General features: G+C 56.5%; 19 protein-coding genes and 1 riboswitch. Of the genes, 7 read left to right on the forward strand and 12 right to left on the reverse strand.

The genetic code is table 11. The features are described 5' to 3' along the window. Positions 1-51: 51 nt before the first annotated feature. Positions 52-4,275 carry a DNA-directed RNA polymerase subunit beta' gene (gene rpoC / locus AC4OVU_RS23800; RefSeq protein ID WP_017384083.1) on the forward strand — a complete coding sequence of 1,408 codons (4,224 nt, stop codon included), beginning with the start codon at positions 52-54 and terminating at the stop codon, positions 4,273-4,275. A gap of 115 nt (positions 4,276-4,390) precedes the next feature. Here rpoC and AC4OVU_RS23805 read toward each other — a convergent pair whose 3' ends face one another. The 10 genes from AC4OVU_RS23805 to AC4OVU_RS23850 form a co-directional block, all read right to left on the reverse strand. Further along, positions 4,391-4,708 carry a PTS lactose/cellobiose transporter subunit IIA gene (locus tag AC4OVU_RS23805; protein ID WP_003862327.1) on the reverse strand — a complete coding sequence of 106 codons (318 nt, stop codon included), beginning with the start codon at positions 4,706-4,708 and terminating at the stop codon, positions 4,391-4,393. Beyond that, entirely contained in the window at positions 4,708-5,016 is a 309-nt protein-coding gene (locus tag AC4OVU_RS23810; protein ID WP_010425948.1) for a PTS sugar transporter subunit IIB, read from the reverse strand. Before AC4OVU_RS23810 ends, AC4OVU_RS23805 begins: the two co-directional genes overlap by 1 nt. Positions 5,017-5,196: 180 nt before the next feature. Next, positions 5,197-6,738: a sensor domain-containing diguanylate cyclase gene (locus AC4OVU_RS23815; RefSeq protein WP_110292966.1), complete on the reverse strand. Its 1,542-nt coding sequence runs from the start codon at positions 6,736-6,738 to the stop codon at positions 5,197-5,199. A 338-nt stretch (positions 6,739-7,076) separates the two neighbouring features. Continuing rightward, positions 7,077-8,204 (reverse strand): 2-iminoacetate synthase ThiH, encoded by a 1,128-nt coding sequence (gene thiH, locus AC4OVU_RS23820; protein WP_110292965.1) that lies wholly within the window; start codon positions 8,202-8,204, stop codon positions 7,077-7,079. Beyond that, positions 8,204-8,971 (reverse strand): thiazole synthase, encoded by a 768-nt coding sequence (thiG, locus tag AC4OVU_RS23825; protein ID WP_015569972.1) that lies wholly within the window; start codon positions 8,969-8,971, stop codon positions 8,204-8,206. The genes thiH and thiG overlap by 1 nt, the downstream gene beginning before the upstream one ends. 1 nt (position 8,972) lies before the next feature. Continuing rightward, positions 8,973-9,173, reverse strand: coding sequence for a sulfur carrier protein ThiS (thiS, locus tag AC4OVU_RS23830; protein WP_062939282.1), 201 nt, complete (start codon positions 9,171-9,173; stop codon positions 8,973-8,975). Then, positions 9,157-9,912, reverse strand: a complete 756-nt coding sequence (gene thiF, locus AC4OVU_RS23835; RefSeq protein ID WP_023302918.1) for a thiazole biosynthesis adenylyltransferase ThiF — start codon at positions 9,910-9,912, stop codon at positions 9,157-9,159. The genes thiS and thiF overlap by 17 nt, the downstream gene beginning before the upstream one ends. Then, entirely contained in the window at positions 9,899-10,540 is a 642-nt protein-coding gene (gene thiE, locus AC4OVU_RS23840; protein ID WP_045348337.1) for a thiamine phosphate synthase, read from the reverse strand. Before thiE ends, thiF begins: the two co-directional genes overlap by 14 nt. Then, positions 10,540-12,435: a phosphomethylpyrimidine synthase ThiC gene (thiC, locus tag AC4OVU_RS23845; RefSeq protein WP_015569968.1), complete on the reverse strand. Its 1,896-nt coding sequence runs from the start codon at positions 12,433-12,435 to the stop codon at positions 10,540-10,542. The genes thiE and thiC overlap by 1 nt, the downstream gene beginning before the upstream one ends. 79 nt (positions 12,436-12,514) lie before the next feature. Then, positions 12,515-12,624: riboswitch (TPP riboswitch) on the reverse strand. Positions 12,625-12,678: 54 nt separating this feature from the next. Beyond that, positions 12,679-13,176 carry an Rsd/AlgQ family anti-sigma factor gene (locus tag AC4OVU_RS23850; RefSeq protein WP_045340548.1) on the reverse strand — a complete coding sequence of 166 codons (498 nt, stop codon included), beginning with the start codon at positions 13,174-13,176 and terminating at the stop codon, positions 12,679-12,681. Between the two features lie 95 nt (positions 13,177-13,271). On the opposite strand from AC4OVU_RS23850, the gene nudC reads away from it, so the two are divergent. The 6 genes from nudC to AC4OVU_RS23880 all read left to right on the forward strand — a co-directional run bounded on the left by nudC (position 13,272) and on the right by AC4OVU_RS23880 (position 17,624). Continuing rightward, complete coding sequence (gene nudC / locus AC4OVU_RS23855) at positions 13,272-14,045, forward strand: NAD(+) diphosphatase (RefSeq protein ID WP_047052401.1); 774 nt, start codon at positions 13,272-13,274, stop codon at positions 14,043-14,045. Between the two features lie 38 nt (positions 14,046-14,083). Next, positions 14,084-15,148 (forward strand): uroporphyrinogen decarboxylase, encoded by a 1,065-nt coding sequence (gene hemE / locus AC4OVU_RS23860; RefSeq protein WP_022650209.1) that lies wholly within the window; start codon positions 14,084-14,086, stop codon positions 15,146-15,148. Positions 15,149-15,157: 9 nt separating this feature from the next. After that, positions 15,158-15,829, forward strand: coding sequence for a deoxyribonuclease V (gene nfi / locus AC4OVU_RS23865; RefSeq protein WP_003862312.1), 672 nt, complete (start codon positions 15,158-15,160; stop codon positions 15,827-15,829). A gap of 41 nt (positions 15,830-15,870) precedes the next feature. Continuing rightward, positions 15,871-16,461, forward strand: coding sequence for a YjaG family protein (locus AC4OVU_RS23870; protein WP_003862310.1), 591 nt, complete (start codon positions 15,871-15,873; stop codon positions 16,459-16,461). A 186-nt stretch (positions 16,462-16,647) separates the two neighbouring features. Further along, positions 16,648-16,920: a nucleoid-associated protein HU-alpha gene (gene hupA / locus AC4OVU_RS23875; RefSeq protein WP_002445246.1), complete on the forward strand. Its 273-nt coding sequence runs from the start codon at positions 16,648-16,650 to the stop codon at positions 16,918-16,920. Positions 16,921-16,931: 11 nt separating this feature from the next. Beyond that, positions 16,932-17,624, forward strand: a complete 693-nt coding sequence (locus tag AC4OVU_RS23880; protein WP_017384076.1) for a DUF1481 domain-containing protein — start codon at positions 16,932-16,934, stop codon at positions 17,622-17,624. A gap of 48 nt (positions 17,625-17,672) precedes the next feature. Here the strand turns inward: AC4OVU_RS23880 and purD are convergent, their stop codons facing one another. Further along, entirely contained in the window at positions 17,673-18,965 is a 1,293-nt protein-coding gene (purD, locus tag AC4OVU_RS23885; RefSeq protein ID WP_015569963.1) for a phosphoribosylamine--glycine ligase, read from the reverse strand. A gap of 15 nt (positions 18,966-18,980) precedes the next feature. After that, positions 18,981-20,570 carry a bifunctional phosphoribosylaminoimidazolecarboxamide formyltransferase/IMP cyclohydrolase gene (gene purH / locus AC4OVU_RS23890; RefSeq protein ID WP_023295751.1) on the reverse strand — a complete coding sequence of 530 codons (1,590 nt, stop codon included), beginning with the start codon at positions 20,568-20,570 and terminating at the stop codon, positions 18,981-18,983. Between the last annotated feature and the right edge of the window lie 260 nt (positions 20,571-20,830).

A 20,830-nucleotide genomic window follows, 5' to 3' on the forward strand; every position in this document is an offset into this window, starting at 1 on the left:
TCGGGTTAACGCCCGACAGCAGAGTGTGCTAACTCCGACGGGAGCAAATCCGTGAAAGACTTATTAAAGTTTCTGAAAGCGCAAACTAAAACCGAAGAGTTTGATGCGATCAAAATTGCTCTGGCTTCGCCAGACATGATCCGTTCATGGTCTTTCGGTGAAGTTAAAAAGCCGGAAACCATTAACTACCGTACGTTCAAACCTGAGCGTGACGGCCTTTTCTGTGCGCGTATTTTCGGGCCAGTAAAAGATTACGAGTGCCTGTGCGGTAAGTACAAGCGCCTGAAACACCGTGGTGTGATCTGTGAGAAGTGCGGCGTTGAAGTGACCCAGACCAAAGTACGCCGTGAGCGTATGGGCCACATCGAGCTGGCGTCTCCGACCGCTCACATCTGGTTCCTGAAATCTCTGCCGTCCCGTATCGGTCTGCTGCTGGACATGCCGCTGCGCGATATCGAACGTGTTCTGTACTTCGAATCTTATGTGGTTATCGAAGGCGGGATGACCAATCTGGAACGTAACCAGATCCTGACCGAAGAACAGTATCTGGACGCGCTGGAAGAGTTCGGTGACGAATTCGACGCGAAGATGGGTGCGGAAGCTATCCAGGCCCTGCTGAAGAGCATGGATCTGGAGCAAGAGTGTGAAACTCTGCGCGAAGAGCTGAACGAAACCAACTCCGAAACCAAGCGTAAAAAGCTGACCAAGCGTATCAAACTGCTGGAAGCGTTCGTTCAGTCTGGTAACAAACCAGAGTGGATGATCCTGACCGTTCTGCCGGTTCTGCCGCCAGATCTGCGTCCGCTGGTTCCGCTGGATGGCGGTCGTTTCGCAACGTCGGATCTGAACGATCTGTACCGTCGCGTGATCAACCGTAACAACCGTCTGAAACGTCTGCTGGATCTGGCTGCGCCGGACATCATCGTACGCAACGAAAAACGTATGCTTCAGGAAGCAGTCGATGCCCTGTTAGATAACGGTCGTCGTGGTCGTGCGATCACCGGTTCTAACAAACGTCCTCTGAAATCTTTGGCCGACATGATCAAAGGTAAGCAGGGTCGTTTCCGTCAGAACCTGCTCGGTAAGCGTGTTGACTACTCCGGTCGTTCTGTAATCACCGTAGGTCCATACCTGCGTCTGCATCAGTGCGGTCTGCCGAAGAAAATGGCACTGGAGCTGTTCAAACCGTTCATCTACGGCAAGCTGGAACTGCGTGGCCTCGCCACCACCATCAAAGCCGCGAAGAAAATGGTTGAGCGTGAAGAAGCTGTCGTTTGGGATATCCTGGACGAAGTGATCCGCGAACACCCGGTACTGCTGAACCGTGCACCAACTCTGCACCGTCTGGGTATCCAGGCCTTTGAGCCAGTCCTGATCGAAGGTAAAGCGATCCAGCTGCACCCGCTGGTTTGTGCGGCCTATAACGCCGACTTCGATGGTGACCAGATGGCTGTTCACGTACCGCTGACGCTGGAAGCCCAGCTCGAAGCGCGTGCGCTGATGATGTCTACCAACAACATCCTGTCTCCAGCGAACGGTGAACCTATCATCGTTCCTTCTCAGGACGTTGTACTGGGTCTGTACTACATGACCCGTGACTGTGTTAACGCCAAAGGCGAAGGCATGGTGCTGACTGGCCCGAAAGAAGCTGAGCGTATTTATCGCGCTGGCCTGGCCTCTCTGCATGCGCGCGTTAAAGTGCGTATCACCGAATACGAAAAAGATGAAAACGGCGAGTTCGTTGCGCACACCAGCCTGAAAGACACGACCGTTGGCCGTGCCATTCTGTGGATGATCGTACCGAAAGGTCTGCCTTTCTCCATCGTCAACCAGGCGCTGGGCAAGAAAGCGATCTCCAAAATGCTGAACACCTGTTACCGCATTCTGGGTCTGAAGCCGACCGTTATCTTCGCTGACCAGACAATGTACACCGGCTTTGCTTATGCAGCGCGTTCAGGTGCATCTGTTGGTATCGATGACATGGTCATCCCAGAGAAGAAACACGAGATCATCTCTGAAGCGGAAGCTGAAGTTGCTGAGATCCAGGAGCAGTTCCAGTCTGGTCTGGTAACCGCAGGCGAACGTTACAACAAAGTTATCGATATCTGGGCTGCGGCGAACGATCGTGTATCTAAAGCGATGATGGATAACCTGCAAACCGAAACCGTGATTAACCGTGACGGCGTAGAAGAGCAGCAGGTCTCCTTCAACAGCATCTACATGATGGCCGACTCCGGTGCGCGTGGTTCTGCGGCACAGATTCGTCAGCTGGCAGGTATGCGTGGTCTGATGGCGAAGCCAGATGGCTCCATCATCGAAACGCCAATCACCGCGAACTTCCGTGAAGGTCTGAACGTACTCCAGTACTTCATCTCCACGCACGGTGCGCGTAAAGGTCTGGCGGATACCGCACTGAAAACGGCGAACTCCGGTTATCTGACGCGTCGTCTGGTTGACGTTGCGCAGGATCTGGTCGTCACCGAAGACGATTGTGGCACCCTCGAAGGTATCACCATGACCCCGGTTATCGAGGGTGGTGATGTTAAAGAGCCGCTGCGCGATCGCGTACTGGGTCGTGTGACCGCGGAAGACATTCTGAAGCCGGGCACCGCAGACATTCTGGTTCCACGCAACACCCTGCTGCACGAACAGTGGTGTGACCTGCTGGAAGCGAACTCTGTTGACTCCGTGAAAGTGCGTTCCGTTGTATCCTGTGACACCGACTTTGGTGTGTGTGCGCACTGCTACGGTCGTGACCTGGCGCGTGGCCACATCATCAACAAAGGTGAGGCTATCGGCGTTATCGCGGCACAGTCCATCGGTGAGCCGGGTACACAGCTGACGATGCGTACGTTCCACATCGGTGGTGCGGCATCTCGTGCGGCTGCTGAATCCAGCATCCAGGTGAAAAACAAAGGTAGCATCAAGCTCAGCAACGCGAAGTCGGTTGTGAACTCCAGCGGTAAACTGGTTATCACTTCCCGTAATACCGAGCTGAAGCTGATCGACGAATTCGGTCGTACCAAAGAGAGCTATAAAGTGCCTTACGGTGCGGTTATGGCGAAAGGTGATGGCGAGCAGGTTGCTGGCGGTGAAACCGTTGCAAACTGGGATCCACACACCATGCCGGTTATCACCGAAGTAAGTGGTTTCATCCGCTTCACTGACATGATCGACGGCCAGACCATTACTCGTCAGACCGACGAGCTGACCGGTCTGTCTTCTCTGGTGGTTCTGGATTCTGCTGAACGTACTACCGGCGGTAAAGATCTGCGTCCTGCACTGAAAATCGTTGATGCTCAGGGCAACGACGTTCTGATCCCTGGTACCGATATGCCTGCGCAGTACTTCCTGCCGGGTAAAGCGATTGTACAGCTGGAAGATGGCGTACAGATCAGCTCTGGTGACACCCTGGCGCGTATTCCTCAGGAATCCGGCGGTACCAAGGACATCACCGGTGGTCTGCCACGCGTTGCGGACCTGTTCGAAGCACGTCGTCCGAAAGAGCCTGCGATCCTGGCTGAAATCAGCGGTATCATCTCCTTCGGTAAAGAGACCAAAGGTAAGCGCCGCCTGGTTATTACGCCAGTAGATGGCAGCGAGCCGTACGAAGAGATGATTCCTAAGTGGCGTCAGCTCAACGTGTTCGAAGGTGAACGCGTAGAACGTGGTGACGTGGTTTCCGATGGTCCAGAAGCGCCGCACGACATCCTGCGTCTGCGTGGTGTGCATGCTGTTACCCGTTACATTGTTAACGAAGTACAGGACGTATACCGTCTGCAAGGCGTTAAGATTAACGATAAACACATTGAAGTTATCGTTCGTCAGATGCTGCGTAAAGCAACCATCGAAAACGCGGGCAGCTCCGACTTCCTGGAAGGCGAGCAGGTTGAATACTCACGCGTTAAGATCGCTAACCGCGATCTGGAAGCGAACGGCAAAATCGGTGCGACCTTCGCACGCGATCTGCTGGGTATCACCAAAGCGTCTCTGGCAACCGAGTCCTTCATCTCTGCTGCATCGTTCCAGGAAACCACTCGTGTCCTGACCGAAGCGGCTGTTGCAGGTAAACGTGATGAACTGCGCGGTCTGAAAGAGAACGTTATCGTGGGTCGTCTGATCCCGGCCGGTACCGGTTATGCGTACCACCAGGATCGTATGCGCCGTCGCGCAGCGGGCGAACTGCCAGCTGCACCGCAGGTGACTGCCGAAGATGCATCCGCGAGCCTTGCAGAACTGCTGAACGCAGGTCTGGGCGGTTCCGACAACGAGTAATCGTTGATGCCCGGTAGGTAAAATTACCGGGCATATGAATCACAGGTCGGGTAAGCGTAGCGCCACCCGACAATAAAAAACCCGCCTCGGCGGGTTTTTTTACATCTGTATGTCTTCAGTTCACTAACGGGATACGTCGATAAAGCTCAATCATATCGCCCGCCAGATCCTGAATAACCATCGCGTTCATCAGGTGATCCTGAGAGTGAACGGTGATCAGGTTAACCGGAAGTTTCCCGGTCCCTTCATCAAGACCGATAAGCTGCGTCTGGATCGTATGCGCATGTTTCACATATTCACGCGATTCTTCCATCGCTTTCTCGGCTTCATCAAAGTCGCCTTTTCGCGCCATCTGCAACGCCGTCAGGGCCGCGCTGCGCGCTGCGCCTGCGTTGACAAGCAGTTCCATAATCGTGGTTTCTAAGTCTTCCATTATGACTCCAGAAGTTTGAGCGCTTTTTCCAGTACGGCATCACCTTTCATCATGCCGTAATCCATCATGTCGATGACCGCAACCTTTTTTCCGAGCGGATCGGCCTGCGCCTGGAGTTTTGCCTGTTCGTATTTAACCTGTGGCCCCAGTAATACGATATCAGCCGTCGCGATGTTATCTTTAAACTCCGCGACCGGAACGGCTTTAATGGTTACTTCGACTCCTTTTTTCTGCGCGGCATCTTTCATACGTTGAACCAGCATGCTGGTTGACATTCCCGCTGCACAGCATAAAACGATGTTCTTCATAGTCAGCCTCGATCTACATGTGTTTATTGATAATTATCCCGTGCAGACCGCTTCAACAACCGCTTTACCGCGATTGTGTGTCAGGCATCACAAAGAAATCGGCATTTTTCTGAAACCGGTTACAATTTTACAGCGGAGAGCATTCTGCCCGTCAGATCGGGCAGAATTTGAGGAAGGGTATTATCGGCTGGCCGTGCTTACGATGCGGTTTTTACCCTGTTGTTTAGCGGTATACAGCGCTTCATCTACGCTACCGATAAATTGTTCCAGCGGTTCGAAGTGCCACTCTCCCATCCCGGCGCTGAAGGTCACTCGCAGGTTCTCTTCCCGCCAGGTCCGCTTTTCAACGGCGGTGCGCCAGGCTTCCAGTAGCGCGTGCGCGGAGTTCATCAGCTCGGCCGGAAATATCACGCCGAACTCTTCTCCACCGTAGCGGTAAACGGAAACGTGGTGCGGCTGCATGATCTGAATACCTTCCCGCGCCACGTTGCGCAGCACAATATCCCCGCTCAGGTGGCCCCAGGTGTCGTTAATGGATTTGAAGTTATCGATGTCGATCAGCGCCAGAACGAAGGGTTGATGAGCGGTCAGCAGCTCATCCACATCGTTATCGAACGCACGGCGATTTTTGCAGCCTGTCAGCGCATCATGGGTGGCCTGACGGACATAGGCCAGCTCGCGTTCTTTATTGGTTCGAATGGTATGGCTGAGCATCGCCTCAAGGCGTGGCGCCTGGTTGACGTCGCCGGTTTTGATGGCATTGATAATGTTCATCAGCACAGAACGCGAGGCATGACGAAGGTAAAGCCCGAACAGAATGATGATGATTGCCGCCAGCGCAAATCCCCAGCCGACGACGGTGGTTTCATGCCGGGTGATGACGGTAAGCGTGGTATCGGAGACCCGATAAATTACAAACCAGTCCGGATTGGTGAAAGAGTAGTAGTAATACCAGGTTTTACTTTTGGGGTCGAAAAGATGGCCTTCGCCGCTGGTCATTTTGTCCATCAGCGCTTCGCTTACGTAATGCTTAAAGAGCGCCCCCGTGTCCGGATGCAGCACAACGGCGCCGTCACGCTCCACGACAAAAAACTCACCCTGAACCGGCGCCACCATCTGGCGCAGGGTATACCCCATGGACGTTAAATCAAGATGGAAAGCGAGCGTGCCCTTCAGACGGCCTTCCGGTGAAATGACCGGCTTATAAAGAGTGACCGTAGGATGTTGGGTGAAATAGTCCAGATAGGGGCGGGTGTAGTGAGGAAAGTTGCTGGCTTCCGCTTGCCCGACAAACCATGGGCGGCTTCTGGCGTCGAACGACTTACTTTTCTCCGTTGGCAGCACTTCCGGCGCGCGCAGATGGCGCCCTTCTGTGTCCGCCAGAGAGATAGACGACACCGTCGGCATCAGGTTCTGCAAATGCATCAACATCTGCAAACCGTGTGTCGGATCGATATTTATTGTCTGATTTACTCTGTCGTTACGGGCGAAGTACATCGCAGCGCGACCAAGAATATAGTCATTTTCTCGCAGGATGGATTCGGTATAGTTCACCGCCAGATTATGGGTGAAATTACCATTAATTTTATGATAATCCTCAAGAAAATCCTTTCTCTGTGAAAGGATGACCAGGATGGCGATCAGCGCGAAACTGAACAGGATCCCCGCGAAGCTGACCATAATTGGCCGGGTAAAAGAGAGCTTTTTACTGTGGAGTGCCATGAGTTGTACATCAATCCAGATGGTAGACGCGTTGCGTCTGTCGATACCCTCAGCATAGTCGCTGTCCGGTTGCTGGTAGTAAATTATACAGAAGGCGATTACCGACGAGATGATTTATCTTAAGCGTAGATAAGAAACGACGTATTTATTGTATCAATTGAATTTTGTTTAAGAGGCGGAGGGCAGGGCGAAACGAGGAAGAAGCATTTTCACCCTGGTCAGCGTCCGTTGCTGACGTGGTTAAGCATAAGAAAACCGGGCAGATCGCCTCAATCGCCCGGTTATGATCTTACGAGCCGCCTCGTAACCTTTTCGCATTTTTGCAGACAGTTTCAGCGCTAATGCGGGGCTCTTCCCAGCCAGCTATCCCAGTCTTTCCACACCGGCTGTAGCCCCTGTGCAGTCAGGGCTTCCGCCACCGCTTCGGGCCGTCGGCCGTCGTGCGGTGCAAACTGTTCCAGTTCCGGGTGATCGTCCGCGTAACCGCCCGGCTGCGTTTTGGAAAAGGCGCTGACGTTATTGATCGCCAGCGGGATCGCGCGATCGCGAAACGCGGGGGATTCACGCGTGGAGAGCGACAATTCCACTTCCGGCGCGAACAGGCGAAATGCACACAGGGTTTGCACCAGCTGGCGCTCATCCATCAGCGAGGCGGGTTCAACGCCTCCCGTACAGGGACGCAGCCGCGGGAAAGAGATGGAATAGCGGCTTTGCCAGTACTGCTGCTGTAGCCACAGCAGATGCTCCGCCACCATATAGCAGTCCACCCGCCAGCTGTCGGACAGACCGATAAGCGCGCCCAGCCCAATTTTATCGATACCGGCGCGCCCCAGCCTGTCCGGCGTTTCCAGCCGGAAGATGAAATCCTGCTTCTTCCCTTTCAGGTGATGCCGGGCATAGGTCGCCTCATGGTAGGTTTCCTGATAAACCATTACGCCGTCCAGCCCGAGGGTTTTCAGCTCCGCATATTCCTCCTGCGACAGAGGCTGCACTTCCATTTGCAACGAGGCAAATTCGCGGCGGATGGCTGGAAGATGCTGGCGAAAATAGTCCATCCCCACTTTGCCCTGATGTTCACCCGTCACCAGCAGGAGATGTTCAAAACCCATCTCACGAATAGCCGCACACTCGCGGGCGATCTCATGCTCATCCAGCGTTTTACGCTTAATACGGTTGCTCATGGAGAAACCACAGTAGGTGCAGTCGTTGGCGCACAGGTTAGAAAGATAGAGCGGCACGTAAAAGCTCACCGTGTTGCCAAAACGCTGGCGGGTGAGGCGTTGCGCGCGCTGGGCCATTGGTTCAAGGTACGCGCTGGCTGCCGGAGAAAGCAGGGCCATCAAATCCTCGCGCGTCAAATGTTTGGCTGTTAATGCCCGCTCTACGTCCGCAGAGGTTTTACTGTTGATGCGTAAGGCAATATCGTCCCAGTTAAGCTGACGCCAGCGATCGGTAAAGGTAGCCATCAGAGCGCCTCCAGAAAATCGGTCAGCGGGCTGGTGGCCTGCGCCTGAACACTGCGCGAGCCGGGGCCGGACTGCCGAGCCAGCAGACCGGACTCCACGGCAAGGCGGAACGCACGCGCCATCATCACCGGGTCGTCGGCCACCGCAATCGCGGTATTGACCAGCACCGCATCGGCCCCTATCTCCAGCGCCTGCGCGGCGTGACTGGGTACGCCGATGCCCGCATCCACCACCACGGGCACGGTCGCCTGCTCAATAATGATTTCCAGCATCGCGCGGGTCTCCAGCCCCTGGTTGGAGCCAATGGGGGCGCCCAGCGGCATTACGGCCGCGCAGCCGACCTCTTCCAGACGCTTACAGAGCACGGGGTCGGCACCACAGTAGGGCAGAACGGTGAATCCCTGCTGCACCAGCTTCTCTGCCGCTTTCAGGGTTTCGATCGGATCGGGCAACAGCCAGCGGGCGTCCGGATGAATTTCCAGCTTCAGCCAGCGGGTGCCGAGCGCTTCCCGCGCCAGTTGCGCAGCGAAAATTGCTTCCTCGGCCGTTTTCGCACCGGAGGTATTCGGTAAGAGCGTCACGCCTGCCTCCAGTAACGGCGCAAGTATGGCATCGTTGTGCTGACGCAGATCCACGCGCTTCATCGCCAGCGTCACCAGCTGGCTGCCGCTTTCACGAATGGCATCCACCATCAGTTGCGGGGAGGCGAATTTTCCGGTTCCGGTAAACAGATGTGAATCAAAGACTTTGTCGGCAATACGTAACATCTCAGCCCCCTGCGATAACCTGAAACAGCAGGATCTGGTCGCCCTCATTGACCTGCTGATGATCCCACCGCTCGCGCGGCAGAATCTGTTGATTGAGCGCCAGCGCCGTTCCCGGCTTCAGCTGGCGCAGCATGTCGAGCAGGGCGGCAACGGTGAGATCGTCGTCGCACGTCATCGGCTCATCGTTAAACAGAATGCGCATTGCGGCCTCCGCATACCGGGCAGTGGCTGGCACGGTTTAACGCCAGATGACGCCAGCCGCTGGAGCGGGCGTCGAACAGCCGCAGCGTGTTGCGTTCTGTCTCCATGCCGCTGAGCAACTTGATGGCCTCCAGCGCCTGAAGAGTACCCATCACGCCCACCACCGGGCCCAGAATGCCTGCCGTGCGGCAGTTACGCTCCGGTTCAGCCTCGTCCGGCCACAGGCAGCGGTAGCAGCCCTGTGCCCACGGCGGCGTAAGCACCATTATTTGCCCACCGAAACCGACCGCGCTGGCGGTGATCAGCGGCGTGTTCTGCGCAACACAGGCCGCGTTGATGGCCTGACGTGTCGCCATATTGTCCGTACAGTCCAGCACCACGTCGGCAAGGGCCACTTCGCGTTGCAGATCTTCCCCGCTCAGCCGCGTCTGGAGTGCGACCAGTTCGATATCGGGGTTAAGCTGGTTCAGCCGCTGGCGCGTAACGTGCGCTTTAGGCTGGTTGATATCTTCTGTCGTAAAGAGAATTTGCCGTTGCAGATTGCTGAGATGTACCTCGTCGTCATCGGCCAGCACCAGCGTGCCCACGCCCGCGCCGGCCAGATACAGCGCGGCGGGGGTGCCTAATCCGCCCAGACCGACAATCAGTACCCGGCTGGCGAGCAGCTTTTGCTGCCCCTCGATGGCGATATCCTCCAGCAGGATCTGGCGGCTGTAACGCATAAAATCACGATCTTTCATCACCTGCTCCTGCCAGTTGTAAAAGCTGCGCGGTGGCGGCCTGCCAGTCTGCCGCCTGGGTGATGGCGCTGACGACGGCGATACTGCCGACGCCGGTTTCCAGCACGGCGGGCGCACGTTCAAGGCTGATCCCGCCGATGGCGACGGTGGGGTAATCGGCAAGGCGCTTAACGTGGGCCGCCAGCTGCGTCAAACCCTGTGGAGCGGACGGCATCTGTTTGGTTTGCGTCGGGAAAACGTGCCCGAGCGCGATGTAAGAGGGGCGGGCCGCCAGCGCCACGTTGATCTCCATATCATCGTGGGTAGAAACGCCCAGCCGCAGACCGGCGTCACGGATCGCGTTGAGATCGGTCGTTTCCAGATCTTCCTGTCCCAGATGCACGCCGTACGCCTGGTGTTTAACCGCCAGCCGCCAGTAGTCGTTGATAAACAGGCGGGCGTGGTAGCGACGTCCCAGCGCGATAGCGGCGATCACGTCGGCCTCCACCTCTTCATCGCGTTTATCCTTGATGCGTAGCTGGAGGGTGCGAACGCCAGCTTCCAGCAGGCGGGCGATCCACGCCACGCTGTCCACCACCGGGTAAAGCCCTAAGCGGAAGGGGACAGGGGGGAAATCAGGCTGGTACATTATGCCTCCTCTTTTTTGAGGTAGATTTCGCCGCCTTTCGCGCGGAAGGTTTCCGACATGTCCGCCATGCCGACTTCAATGGTCTGCGCGGCGGCGTAATCGCGTACTTCCTGGCTGATTTTCATCGAGCAGAATTTAGGTCCGCACATGGAGCAGAAGTGCGCAACTTTGCCCGATTCCTGCGGCAGGGTTTCGTCGTGATAGGCGCGGGCGGTGAACGGATCGAGGGCCAGGTTAAACTGGTCTTCCCAGCGGAATTCAAAGCGCGCTTTGGACATGGCGTTGTCGCGAATTTGCGCGCCCGGATGGCCTTTCGCCAGATCCGCCGCGTGGGCGGCAATCTTGTAGGTGATCAGCCCCTGCTTCACGTCCTCTTTGTTTGGCAGCCCGAGGTGCTCTTTCGGCGTCACGTAGCAGAGCATGGCGCAGCCGAACCAGCCGATCATCGCCGCGCCAATGCCTGACGTGAAGTGGTCGTAGCCCGGCGCAATATCGGTGGTCAACGGCCCCAGGGTGTAGAACGGTGCTTCGTGGCAGTGCTCCAGCTCCTCGGTCATGTTGCGACGGATCATCTGCATCGGCACATGGCCCGGGCCTTCAATCATCACCTGCACGTCGTACTCCCAGGCGATTTTGGTCAGCTCGCCCAGCGTGTGCAGCTCGGCAAACTGCGCCTCGTCGTTAGCATCGCGGATGGAGCCAGGACGCAGGCCGTCGCCCAGCGACAGGGAGACGTCGTACGCGGCGCAAATTTCGCAGATTTCGCGGAAGTGTTCGTAGAGGAAGTTTTCCTGATGATGGGAAAGGCACCATTTCGCCATAATCGAACCGCCGCGTGAGACGATACCGGTCAGACGTTTCGCCGTCATCGGCACGTAGCGCAGCAGCACGCCCGCGTGGATGGTGAAGTAGTCCACGCCCTGCTCGGCCTGCTCCAGCAGCGTGTCGCGGAACGCTTCCCAGGTGAGGTTTTCGGCGATGCCGTTGACCTTCTCCAGCGCCTGATAAATCGGGACGGTGCCAATCGGCACCGGGCTGTTACGCAGGATCCACTCGCGGGTTTCGTGAATATAGCGGCCCGTGGAAAGGTCCATCACCGTGTCCGCGCCCCAGCGCGTCGACCAGACCAGCTTTTCCACCTCTTCTTCGATGGATGACGTCACCGCTGAGTTGCCGATGTTGGCGTTGACCTTCACCAGGAAGTTGCGGCCGATAATCATCGGCTCGGATTCCGGGTGGTTGATGTTGGCGGGGATAATGGCGCGCCCGGCGGCCACTTCGTCACGCACAAATTCCGGCGTGATGTTTTCCGGCAGGCGAGCGCCAAACCCTTCACCAGGATGCTGGTGGCGCAGCACTTCGCTGCGGATGCGCTCGCGGCCCATGTTTTCGCGGATGGCGATGAACTCCATCTCCGGCGTGACGATACCCTGGCGCGCGTAGTGCAGCTGGGTGACGCATTTGCCCGCTTTAGCGCGTTTCGGCGTCAGCAGGCCGGTAAAGCGCAGCTCGTCCAGACCGTCGTCGGCCAGGCGCGCGTTGGTATACGCCGAGCTGCGCACGCTCAGTTCTTCGCAGTCGTTACGGGCGTCAATCCACGGCTGGCGCAGTTTTGCCAGACCCTGCTGTACGTTGATAGCAACAGAAGGGTCGCCGTACGGGCCGGAAGTGTCATACACCGGCACGGCTTCGTTGTCTTCAAACTGCGGGTTTTCTTTGCTGCCGCCGATAAGCGTCGGGCTGAGCTGGATTTCGCGCATCGGCACGCGGATATCAGCCTGTGAACCGGTGATGTAGATGCGCGTTGAGTTCGGGAAAGCGGTGCCTTCCAGGGTGTCGATGAAGCGTTGTGCGTGTTCGCGCTGTTCGCGGCGGGTCAGTTTTGTTGTAGACATAGCTCATTCCAGATGTGAAGGACATGGCTTGTCAGACGACGGATGAAGCAAGAGAAGATCGCCTCAGGGGCGATACAACAGCAGTGTGACTCTTGTTCCCTTCGCAGGTATTAACCTGATCAGGTTCCGCGGATCCCGAATTAACGGTCTCAGCCCGTGCTTTCACACTGGGCACTCCGACAAGAAAAATCCCCCTCGTGAGAGGGGCGAATGGTTGTAAATTACTCGTTAACGATTAAGAACTCAAGCAGGGCGCGCAACGTTATCGCTGGTGCTGATATTCAGGTTGTTGTCCAGCACGAGGGCGATGAGCTTGTCTTCCAGCGTGAATCGCTCTTCCAGCGCTTCGCCAAGGTCGGAAAGCGCCTGCTGAAACTCAAGATAGTTATCGTGATCGATAGCGTTCTCTAGCGTGGAATCGTAGTAGTCCATGATCTGCTGGGTGTTGGCTTCCAGCAGCGGACAGAGTTTGCTGGCCGCTAAATACGGCGTTGTCCCTTCCATTTCGCGGATAATGCGTTCATAAAGATTGAAATGGCCGTCGGAGAGGTAGTCGACCAGGCTCTGACAAAAGTCGTCCAGCGCTTTTTCATTCAGCCGCATAAAGGATTCTTTGCCAGGCTTAAGACCAACCAGATTGTAATACGCCACGAGTAGATGCTTGCGCACAAGTAGCCAGCGATCCACCAGGGTGTTACTTCCTCCAACGCGCTCAGTCAGGCTTTCCAGCTGGTTTAACATGGTCGACTCCATAAGGTTTAGAATGGGATCTGCTTATCCAAAATGTAACCACAATGCTAACAACATGTCAGTGAAGCGAAGGTAGTGCAATAGATATGGATCGTATTATTGAAAAATCAGATCTGGGTTGGTGGATCGTCAGTCACGAACAAAAATTATGGCTGCCCGGTGGGGAGATACCCTACGGCGCGGCAGACATCTTCGATCTCGTCGGGCAACCTGCGCTGCGGATCGGCGAGTGGCAGGGCGATCCGGTATGGTTGATCCAACAGGCTCGTCGTCAGGATATGGGATCCGTTCGTCAGGTGTTGGATCTGGACGTCGGCCTGTTCCAGCTGGCGGGGCGCGGCGTGCAGCTGGCGGAGTTTTATCGCTCGCACAAATACTGCGGCTACTGCGGCCATACCATGCACCCGAGCAAAACCGAGTGGGCAATGCTCTGCGGCCACTGCCGTGAACGCTACTACCCGCAAATCGCACCGTGCATCATTGTCGCCATCCGCCGTGATGATTCCATCCTGCTGGCGCAACATACCCGTCATCGCAACGGCATTCACACCGTCCTTGCCGGGTTCGTGGAAGTCGGCGAAACGCTGGAACAGGCGGTGGCGCGCGAGGTGATGGAGGAGAGCGGCATTAAGGTGAAAAACCTGCGCTATGTGACGTCGCAGCCGTGGCCGTTCCCGATGTCCCTGATGACCGCGTTTATGGCGGAATACGACAGCGGCGAGATTGTTATCGATCAGAAAGAGCTGCTGGAGGCGAACTGGTATCGCTACGACGATTTACCGCTGCTGCCCCCACCGGGAACGGTGGCGCGTCGCCTGATAGAAGATACCGTGGCAATGTGTCGGGCCGAGTATGAGTAGTGTTACACTGACGGACTGACGCAATAAGGAACTGCAAAATGACCGAACTGAAGAACGATCGTTATCTGCGTGCGCTGCTGCGCCAGCCCGTTGATGTCACCCCGGTGTGGATGATGCGCCAGGCGGGACGCTATCTGCCAGAGTACAAAGCCACGCGCGCGCAGGCAGGCGATTTTATGTCGCTGTGCAAAAACGCCGAGCTGGCCTGTGAAGTGACGCTCCAGCCGCTGCGCCGCTTCCCGCTCGATGCCGCCATTCTTTTTTCGGACATTCTCACCATTCCGGATGCGATGGGCCTTGGGCTCTATTTCGAAACCGGAGAAGGCCCGCGTTTTACCTCTCCGATCAAAAGCAAAGCCGACGTTGATAAGCTGCCGATCCCCGATCCTGAAGGCGAGCTGGGCTATGTGATGAACGCCGTGCGCACCATTCGCCGCGAACTGAAAGGCGACGTGCCGCTGATTGGCTTCTCCGGTAGTCCGTGGACGCTGGCCACCTACATGGTGGAAGGCGGCAGCAGCAAAGCCTTTACCGTCATCAAAAAGATGATGTACGCCGAGCCGCTGGCCCTGCATGCCCTGCTCGACAAGCTGGCGAAGAGCGTCACGCTCTATCTCAACGCGCAGATTAAAGCGGGCGCGCAGTCGGTGATGATTTTCGACACCTGGGGCGGCGTGCTGACCGGACGTGATTATCAGCAGTTCTCCCTGTACTACATGCACAAAATTGTCGATGGCCTGCTGCGTGAAAACGAAGGCCGTCGCGTGCCGGTGACGCTGTTTACCAAAGGCGGCGGTCAGTGGCTGGAAGCGATGGCGGCCACCGGCTGCGACGCGCTGGGCCTCGACTGGACCACCGATATTGCCGATGCGCGCCGTCGCGTGGGGGACAAAGTGGCGCTCCAGGGCAACATGGACCCGTCCATGCTCTATGCGCAGCCTGCCCGTATCGAAGAAGAAGTGTCGACTATACTGTCTGGTTTCGGCCAGGGCGAAGGCCACGTCTTCAACCTCGGTCACGGTATTCATCAGGATGTACCGCCAGAACACGCTGGCGTATTTGTGGAGGCGGTGCATCGGCTTTCTGCCCAGTATCATAAGTAAGGAGTGGTTATGGATCTCGCGTCGCTACGCGCTCAGCAAATCGAACTGGCTTCATCAGTGATCCGCGAGGATCGTCTGGATACGGACCCTCCGCGGTACATTGGCGGGGCGGACGTCGGGTTTGAGCAGGGCGGTGAAGTGACGCGAGCGGCGATGGTGGTGCTGAAATACCCTTCGCTGGAGCTGGTGGAGTACAAGGTGGCGCGTATCGCCACCACCATGCCCTATATCCCCGGCTTTCTCTCCTTCCGCGAATATCCCGCGCTGCTGGCCGCGTGGGAGCAACTCTCGCAAAAACCCGATCTACTGTTTGTTGATGGGCATGGTATCTCCCATCCGCGTCGCTTAGGCGTCGCCAGCCACTTTGGTCTGCTGGTGGACGTGCCGACCATCGGCGTAGCGAAAAAACGCCTGTGCGGCGCGTTTGAGCCGCTCTCTGCCGAACCGGGTGCGCTGGCGCCGCTTATCCATAAAGGCGAGCAGCTGGCGTGGGTCTGGCGCAGTAAAGCGCGCTGCAACCCGCTGTTTATCGCCACCGGGCATCGGGTCAGCATGGATAGCGCCCTGGCGTGGGTGCAACGCTGTATGAAGGGCTACCGTTTACCTGAGCCAACCCGCTGGGCTGACGCCGTGGCCTCTTCACGTCCGGCATTCATTCGTTGGCAGGAAATTCAGCCGTGATTCAGGTAAACTGCGGCTAATTTTCGATTCGAGACATCATCATGTTACAAAACCCGATTCATCTGCGCCTTGAGAAGCTGGAAAGCTGGCAGCACGTGACGTTTATGGCTTGCCTGTGCGAGCGCATGTATCCCAACTATGCCGCGTTCTGCAAGCAGACGGCGTTTGGCGAAGGCCAGATTTATCGTCGTATCCTGGATTTAATCTGGGAGACGCTGACGGTCAAAGATGCGAAGGTAAATTTTGACTCTCAGCTCGAAAAGCTGGAAGAGGCTATTCCGGCTGCGGATGATTTCGACCTGTATGGCGTCTACCCGGCCATTGATGCCTGTGTGGCGTTGAGCGAGCTGATCCACTCCCGTCTGAGCGGTGAAACCCTGGAACACGCCATTGAAGTCAGTAAGGCATCCATTACCACCGTTGCGATGCTGGAAATGACCCAGGAAGGCCGTGAAATGACCGACGAGGAGCTGCGTGCTAACCCGGCGGTTGAACAGGAATGGGATATTCAGTGGGAAATTTTCCGTCTGCTGGCGGAGTGTGAAGAACGTGATATTGAGCTGATCAAAGGGCTTCGCGCGGACCTTCGCGAGGCCGGTGAGAGCAATATTGGTATAATTTTTAACCAATGAGACAACAAAACGTGATTTAACGCCTGTTTTGTCACTCCTCGACTCTTCCCTTTCGCCCCCCGTCTGGTCTACATTTGGGGGGCGAAAAAAAGTGGCTATCGGTGCGTGTATGCAGGAGAGTGCTTTTTTGGCATTTTCGTCGCACTCGATGCTTAGCAAGCGATAAACACATTGAAAGGATAACTTATGAACAAGACTCAACTGATTGATGTAATTGCGGACAAGGCTGATCTGTCTAAAGTGCAGGCTAAAGCTGCTCTGGAATCTACCCTGGCTGCTATTACTGAGTCTCTGAAAGAAGGCGATGCTGTACAACTGGTTGGTTTCGGTACCTTCAAAGTGAACCACCGCGCTGAGCGTACTGGCCGCAACCCGCAGACCGGTAAAGAAATCAAAATCGCCGCAGCTAACGTGCCGGCATTTGTTTCTGGTAAAGCACTGAAAGACGCAGTTAAGTAAGACGCGTGGCAGTGAACAGTTTTAACGAAGGGGCGGCAACGCCCCTTTTGTCATTCTGGCGTGGAACGCTCGCGCTGGCAGGCGTACTGTTGCTGTCTGCCTGTAGCCATGATTCCTCACTCCCCCCGTTTACCGCCAGCGGCTATGCTGACAACCAGGGTGCGGTCAGGATCTGGCGCAAAGATTCCAGCGATGAAGTCCATATGCTCACCGCATTCAGCCCGTGGCATAACGGCAACACCTCGACCGCAGAATACCGCTGGCAGGGCGATGCGCTGTCGCTCATTGAACTGAATATCTACAGTAAGACTCCCGAACACGTGAAGGTGCGTTTCGACGACCACGGCGAGCTGAGCTTTATGCAGCATGAGGTCAGTGGACTGAAACAGCAGCTTTCCAGCGATCAGGTCGCTCTCTACCGCTACCGTGCTGAACAACTCCGCCAGACCAGCGATGCGCTGCGTCAGGGCCGCGTGGTGCTGCGCCAGGGGCGCTGGCATGCCGACGGCACGGTGACCACCTGCGAAGGGCAGACAGTGAAGCCTGAGCTTGAATCCTGGGCAACCGAACACATTCAGCGTCGTCAGCGGCATTCATCTGTGGAGGTGAGTGTGGCATGGCTGGAAGCGCCGGAAGGCTCTCAGCTGTTGCTGGTGGCGAATGAAGATTTCTGCACCTGGCAGCCGACAGAGAAGAGTTTCTGACGTAAATCCCCTCTCCCTGTGGGAGAGGGTTAGGGTGAGGGTGTGAAATTACTCTCCCTGCTCCCGCGCAATGGCACGATAGCCGATATCCTGGCGGCTGAAGCTGCCATTCCAGTGAATATCCGCCATCAGCGCATAGGCGCGCTTCTGCGCCTCTGCCACGGTCTGGCCCAGCGCGGTCGCACACAGCACGCGACCGCCGTTGGTGAGCACGCGGTCGTCGTCAGAGAGCTTTGTACCGGCGTGGAACACCTTCGCACCGTCAATCTCTTCCAGCGGCAGGCCGTGGATCTCATCTCCGGTGTTGTAGCTACCCGGATAGCCACCCGCAGCAATCACCACACCTAAAGAGGCACGCTCGTCCCACTCGGAAGTTTTCTCGTCCAGCTTGCCTTCGCACGCCGCCAGACACAGATCAACCAGATCGGACTTCATGCGCAGCATGATCGGCTGGGTTTCCGGATCGCCGAAGCGGCAGTTGAATTCAATCACCTTCGGGTTACCCTGCTTGTCGATCATCAGGCCTGCGTAAAGGAAACCGGTGTAGGTATTGCCTTCCGCAGCCATCCCCTTCACTGTTGGCCAGATAATGCGGTCCATGGTGCGCTGGTGTACTTCGTCAGTGACCACCGGAGCAGGGGAGTAAGCCCCCATCCCGCCGGTGTTTGGCCCCGTGTCGGCATTGCCTACGCGCTTGTGATCCTGGCTGGTCGCCATCGGCAGAACGTGCTCGCCGTCAACCATCACGATAAAGCTCGCTTCTTCGCCGTCGAGGAACTCTTCAATCACGATGCGGTGGCCCGCGTCGCCAAAGGCGTTACCCGCCAGCATATCCTGCACGGCGGCTTCCGCTTCTTCGAGGGTCATCGCCACGATAACGCCTTTCCCGGCAGCCAGGCCGTCGGCTTTGATCACGATGGGCGCGCCTTTTTCACGCAGGTAAGCCAGAGCAGGCTCTACCTCGGTGAAGTTCTGATATTCCGCCGTCGGGATGTTATGACGCGCGAGAAAATCTTTGGTGAAGGCTTTTGAGCCTTCCAGCTGCGCAGCCCCTTCCGTTGGGCCGAAAATTTTCAGGCCCGCGGCGCGGAAGGCATCTACAACGCCGATCACCAGCGGTGCTTCCGGGCCAACAATCGTCAGATCGATATTCTCGTTTTGGGCAAAGCTCAGCAGCGCCGGGATGTCGGTTACGCCGATGGCGACGTTCTGTAGCGCGGGCTCCAGCGCGGTCCCGGCGTTACCCGGTGCCACAAAGACGGTTTCAACCTGCGGAGACTGCGCTGCTTTCCACGCCAGGGCGTGCTCGCGCCCGCCGTTACCAATCACTAATACTTTCATTTTCTGCTCCGGGAATTAATGGCGGAAGTGGCGCATGTCGGTGAAGATCATTGCGATGCCATGCTCGTCGGCAGCGGCAATCACTTCGTCATCACGGATTGAACCGCCAGGCTGGATCACACAGGTGATGCCCACAGCAGCGGCCGCATCGATACCGTCGCGGAACGGGAAGAAGGCGTCAGAGGCCATGGCGGAACCTTTGACTTCCAGACCTTCGTCACCTGCTTTAATACCCGCGATTTTCGCAGAGTAAACGCGGCTCATCTGGCCTGCGCCTATTCCGATGGTCATGTTCTCTTTGGCGTAGACGATGGCGTTGGATTTCACGAACTTCGCCACTTTCCAGCAGAACAGCGCGTCACGCAGTTCCTGCTCGGTTGGCTGACGTTTGGTGACGACACGCAGATCGGCTTCGCCCACCATACCCAGATCGCGGTCCTGAACCAGCAGCCCGCCGTTCACGCGCTTGAAGTCCAGGCCTGGAACGCGCTCTGCCCACTGGCCGCAAACCAGTACGCGCACGTTCTGTTTCGCCGCGGTGATTTTCAGCGCCTCTTCGGATGCTGATGGCGCGATGATCACTTCGACAAACTGACGGGAGATGATGGCCTGCGCGGTTTCCGCATCCAGCTCGCGGTTGAAGGCGATAATGCCGCCGAACGCGGAGGTCGGGTCGGTTTTGTAGGCGCGATCGTAAGCTTCCAGAATAGACGCACTTACCGCAACGCCGCATGGGTTGGCGTGCTTGACGATAACGCAGGCTGGCTCGCTGAACTCTTTCACGCATTCCAGCGCGGCGTCGGTATCGGCAATGTTGTTATAGGAGAGGGCTTTGCCCTGTACCTGCTGGGCAGTCGCTACAGAGGCTTCTTTTACCTCTTCTTCTATATAGAAGGCAGCCTGCTGGTGGCTGTTCTCGCCGTAACGCATATCCTGCTTCTTAATGAAGTTCAGATTCAGGGTGCGCGGGAAGCGGCCAGAAGGATCTTTGCTTTCACCGTGGTAGGCAGGTACCAGGCTACCGAAGTAGTTGGCGATCATGCTGTCGTAGGCGGCGGTATGCTCGAAGGCTTTGATGGCGAGATCGAAACGCGTTTCAAGCGTCAGGGACCCTTCGTTGGCATCCATCTCATTAATAATGGCGTTGTAGTCACTGCTCTTTACCACGATGGCTACATCTTTATGGTTCTTGGCTGCGGAGCGCACCATGGTCGGGCCGCCGATGTCGATATTCTCAACAGCGTCTTCCAGAGAACAGCCTTCGCGGGCAACGGTCTGGGCGAACGGGTAGAGGTTAACAACCACCATGTCGATGGGGGCAATATTGTGCTGCTCCATAATGCCGTCGTCCTGACCGCGACGGCCCAGAATACCGCCGTGCACTTTCGGGTGCAGGGTTTTGACGCGTCCATCCATCATTTCCGGGAAACCGGTGTAATCGGACACTTCGGTTACCGGCAGACCTTTATCTGCTAACAGGCGAGCGGTACCGCCTGTAGAAAGCAGCTCTACGCCACGTGCAGAAAGTGCCTGAGCGAATTCGACGATACCGGCTTTATCAGAAACACTGAGCAGAGCGCGGCGGACTGGACGACGTTGTTGCATGGTAAATCCCCTGGATTTCACGATTACAGAGAGCGTTAGATGAATTTTCCTGTGAAAAACTCATCTAACACACCTGACGAGGCATCCTTGTGAAGCGCGAGCATTTTAACGAAAACGTTTGCGCAACGCTCGCACATTTTTACTTTTTCGTATCATTGTGGATAAGTCTGTGCGTAAAAAGGTATAAGGCGGGGTTTTGCTGTGGAATGCAGCAGTCAGTCATTTTTCTGTCATTTAGCGGTTGCGGCCTGCGGAGAACT

It is taken from the genome of Enterobacter sp. 6722112, assembly GCF_058661685.1.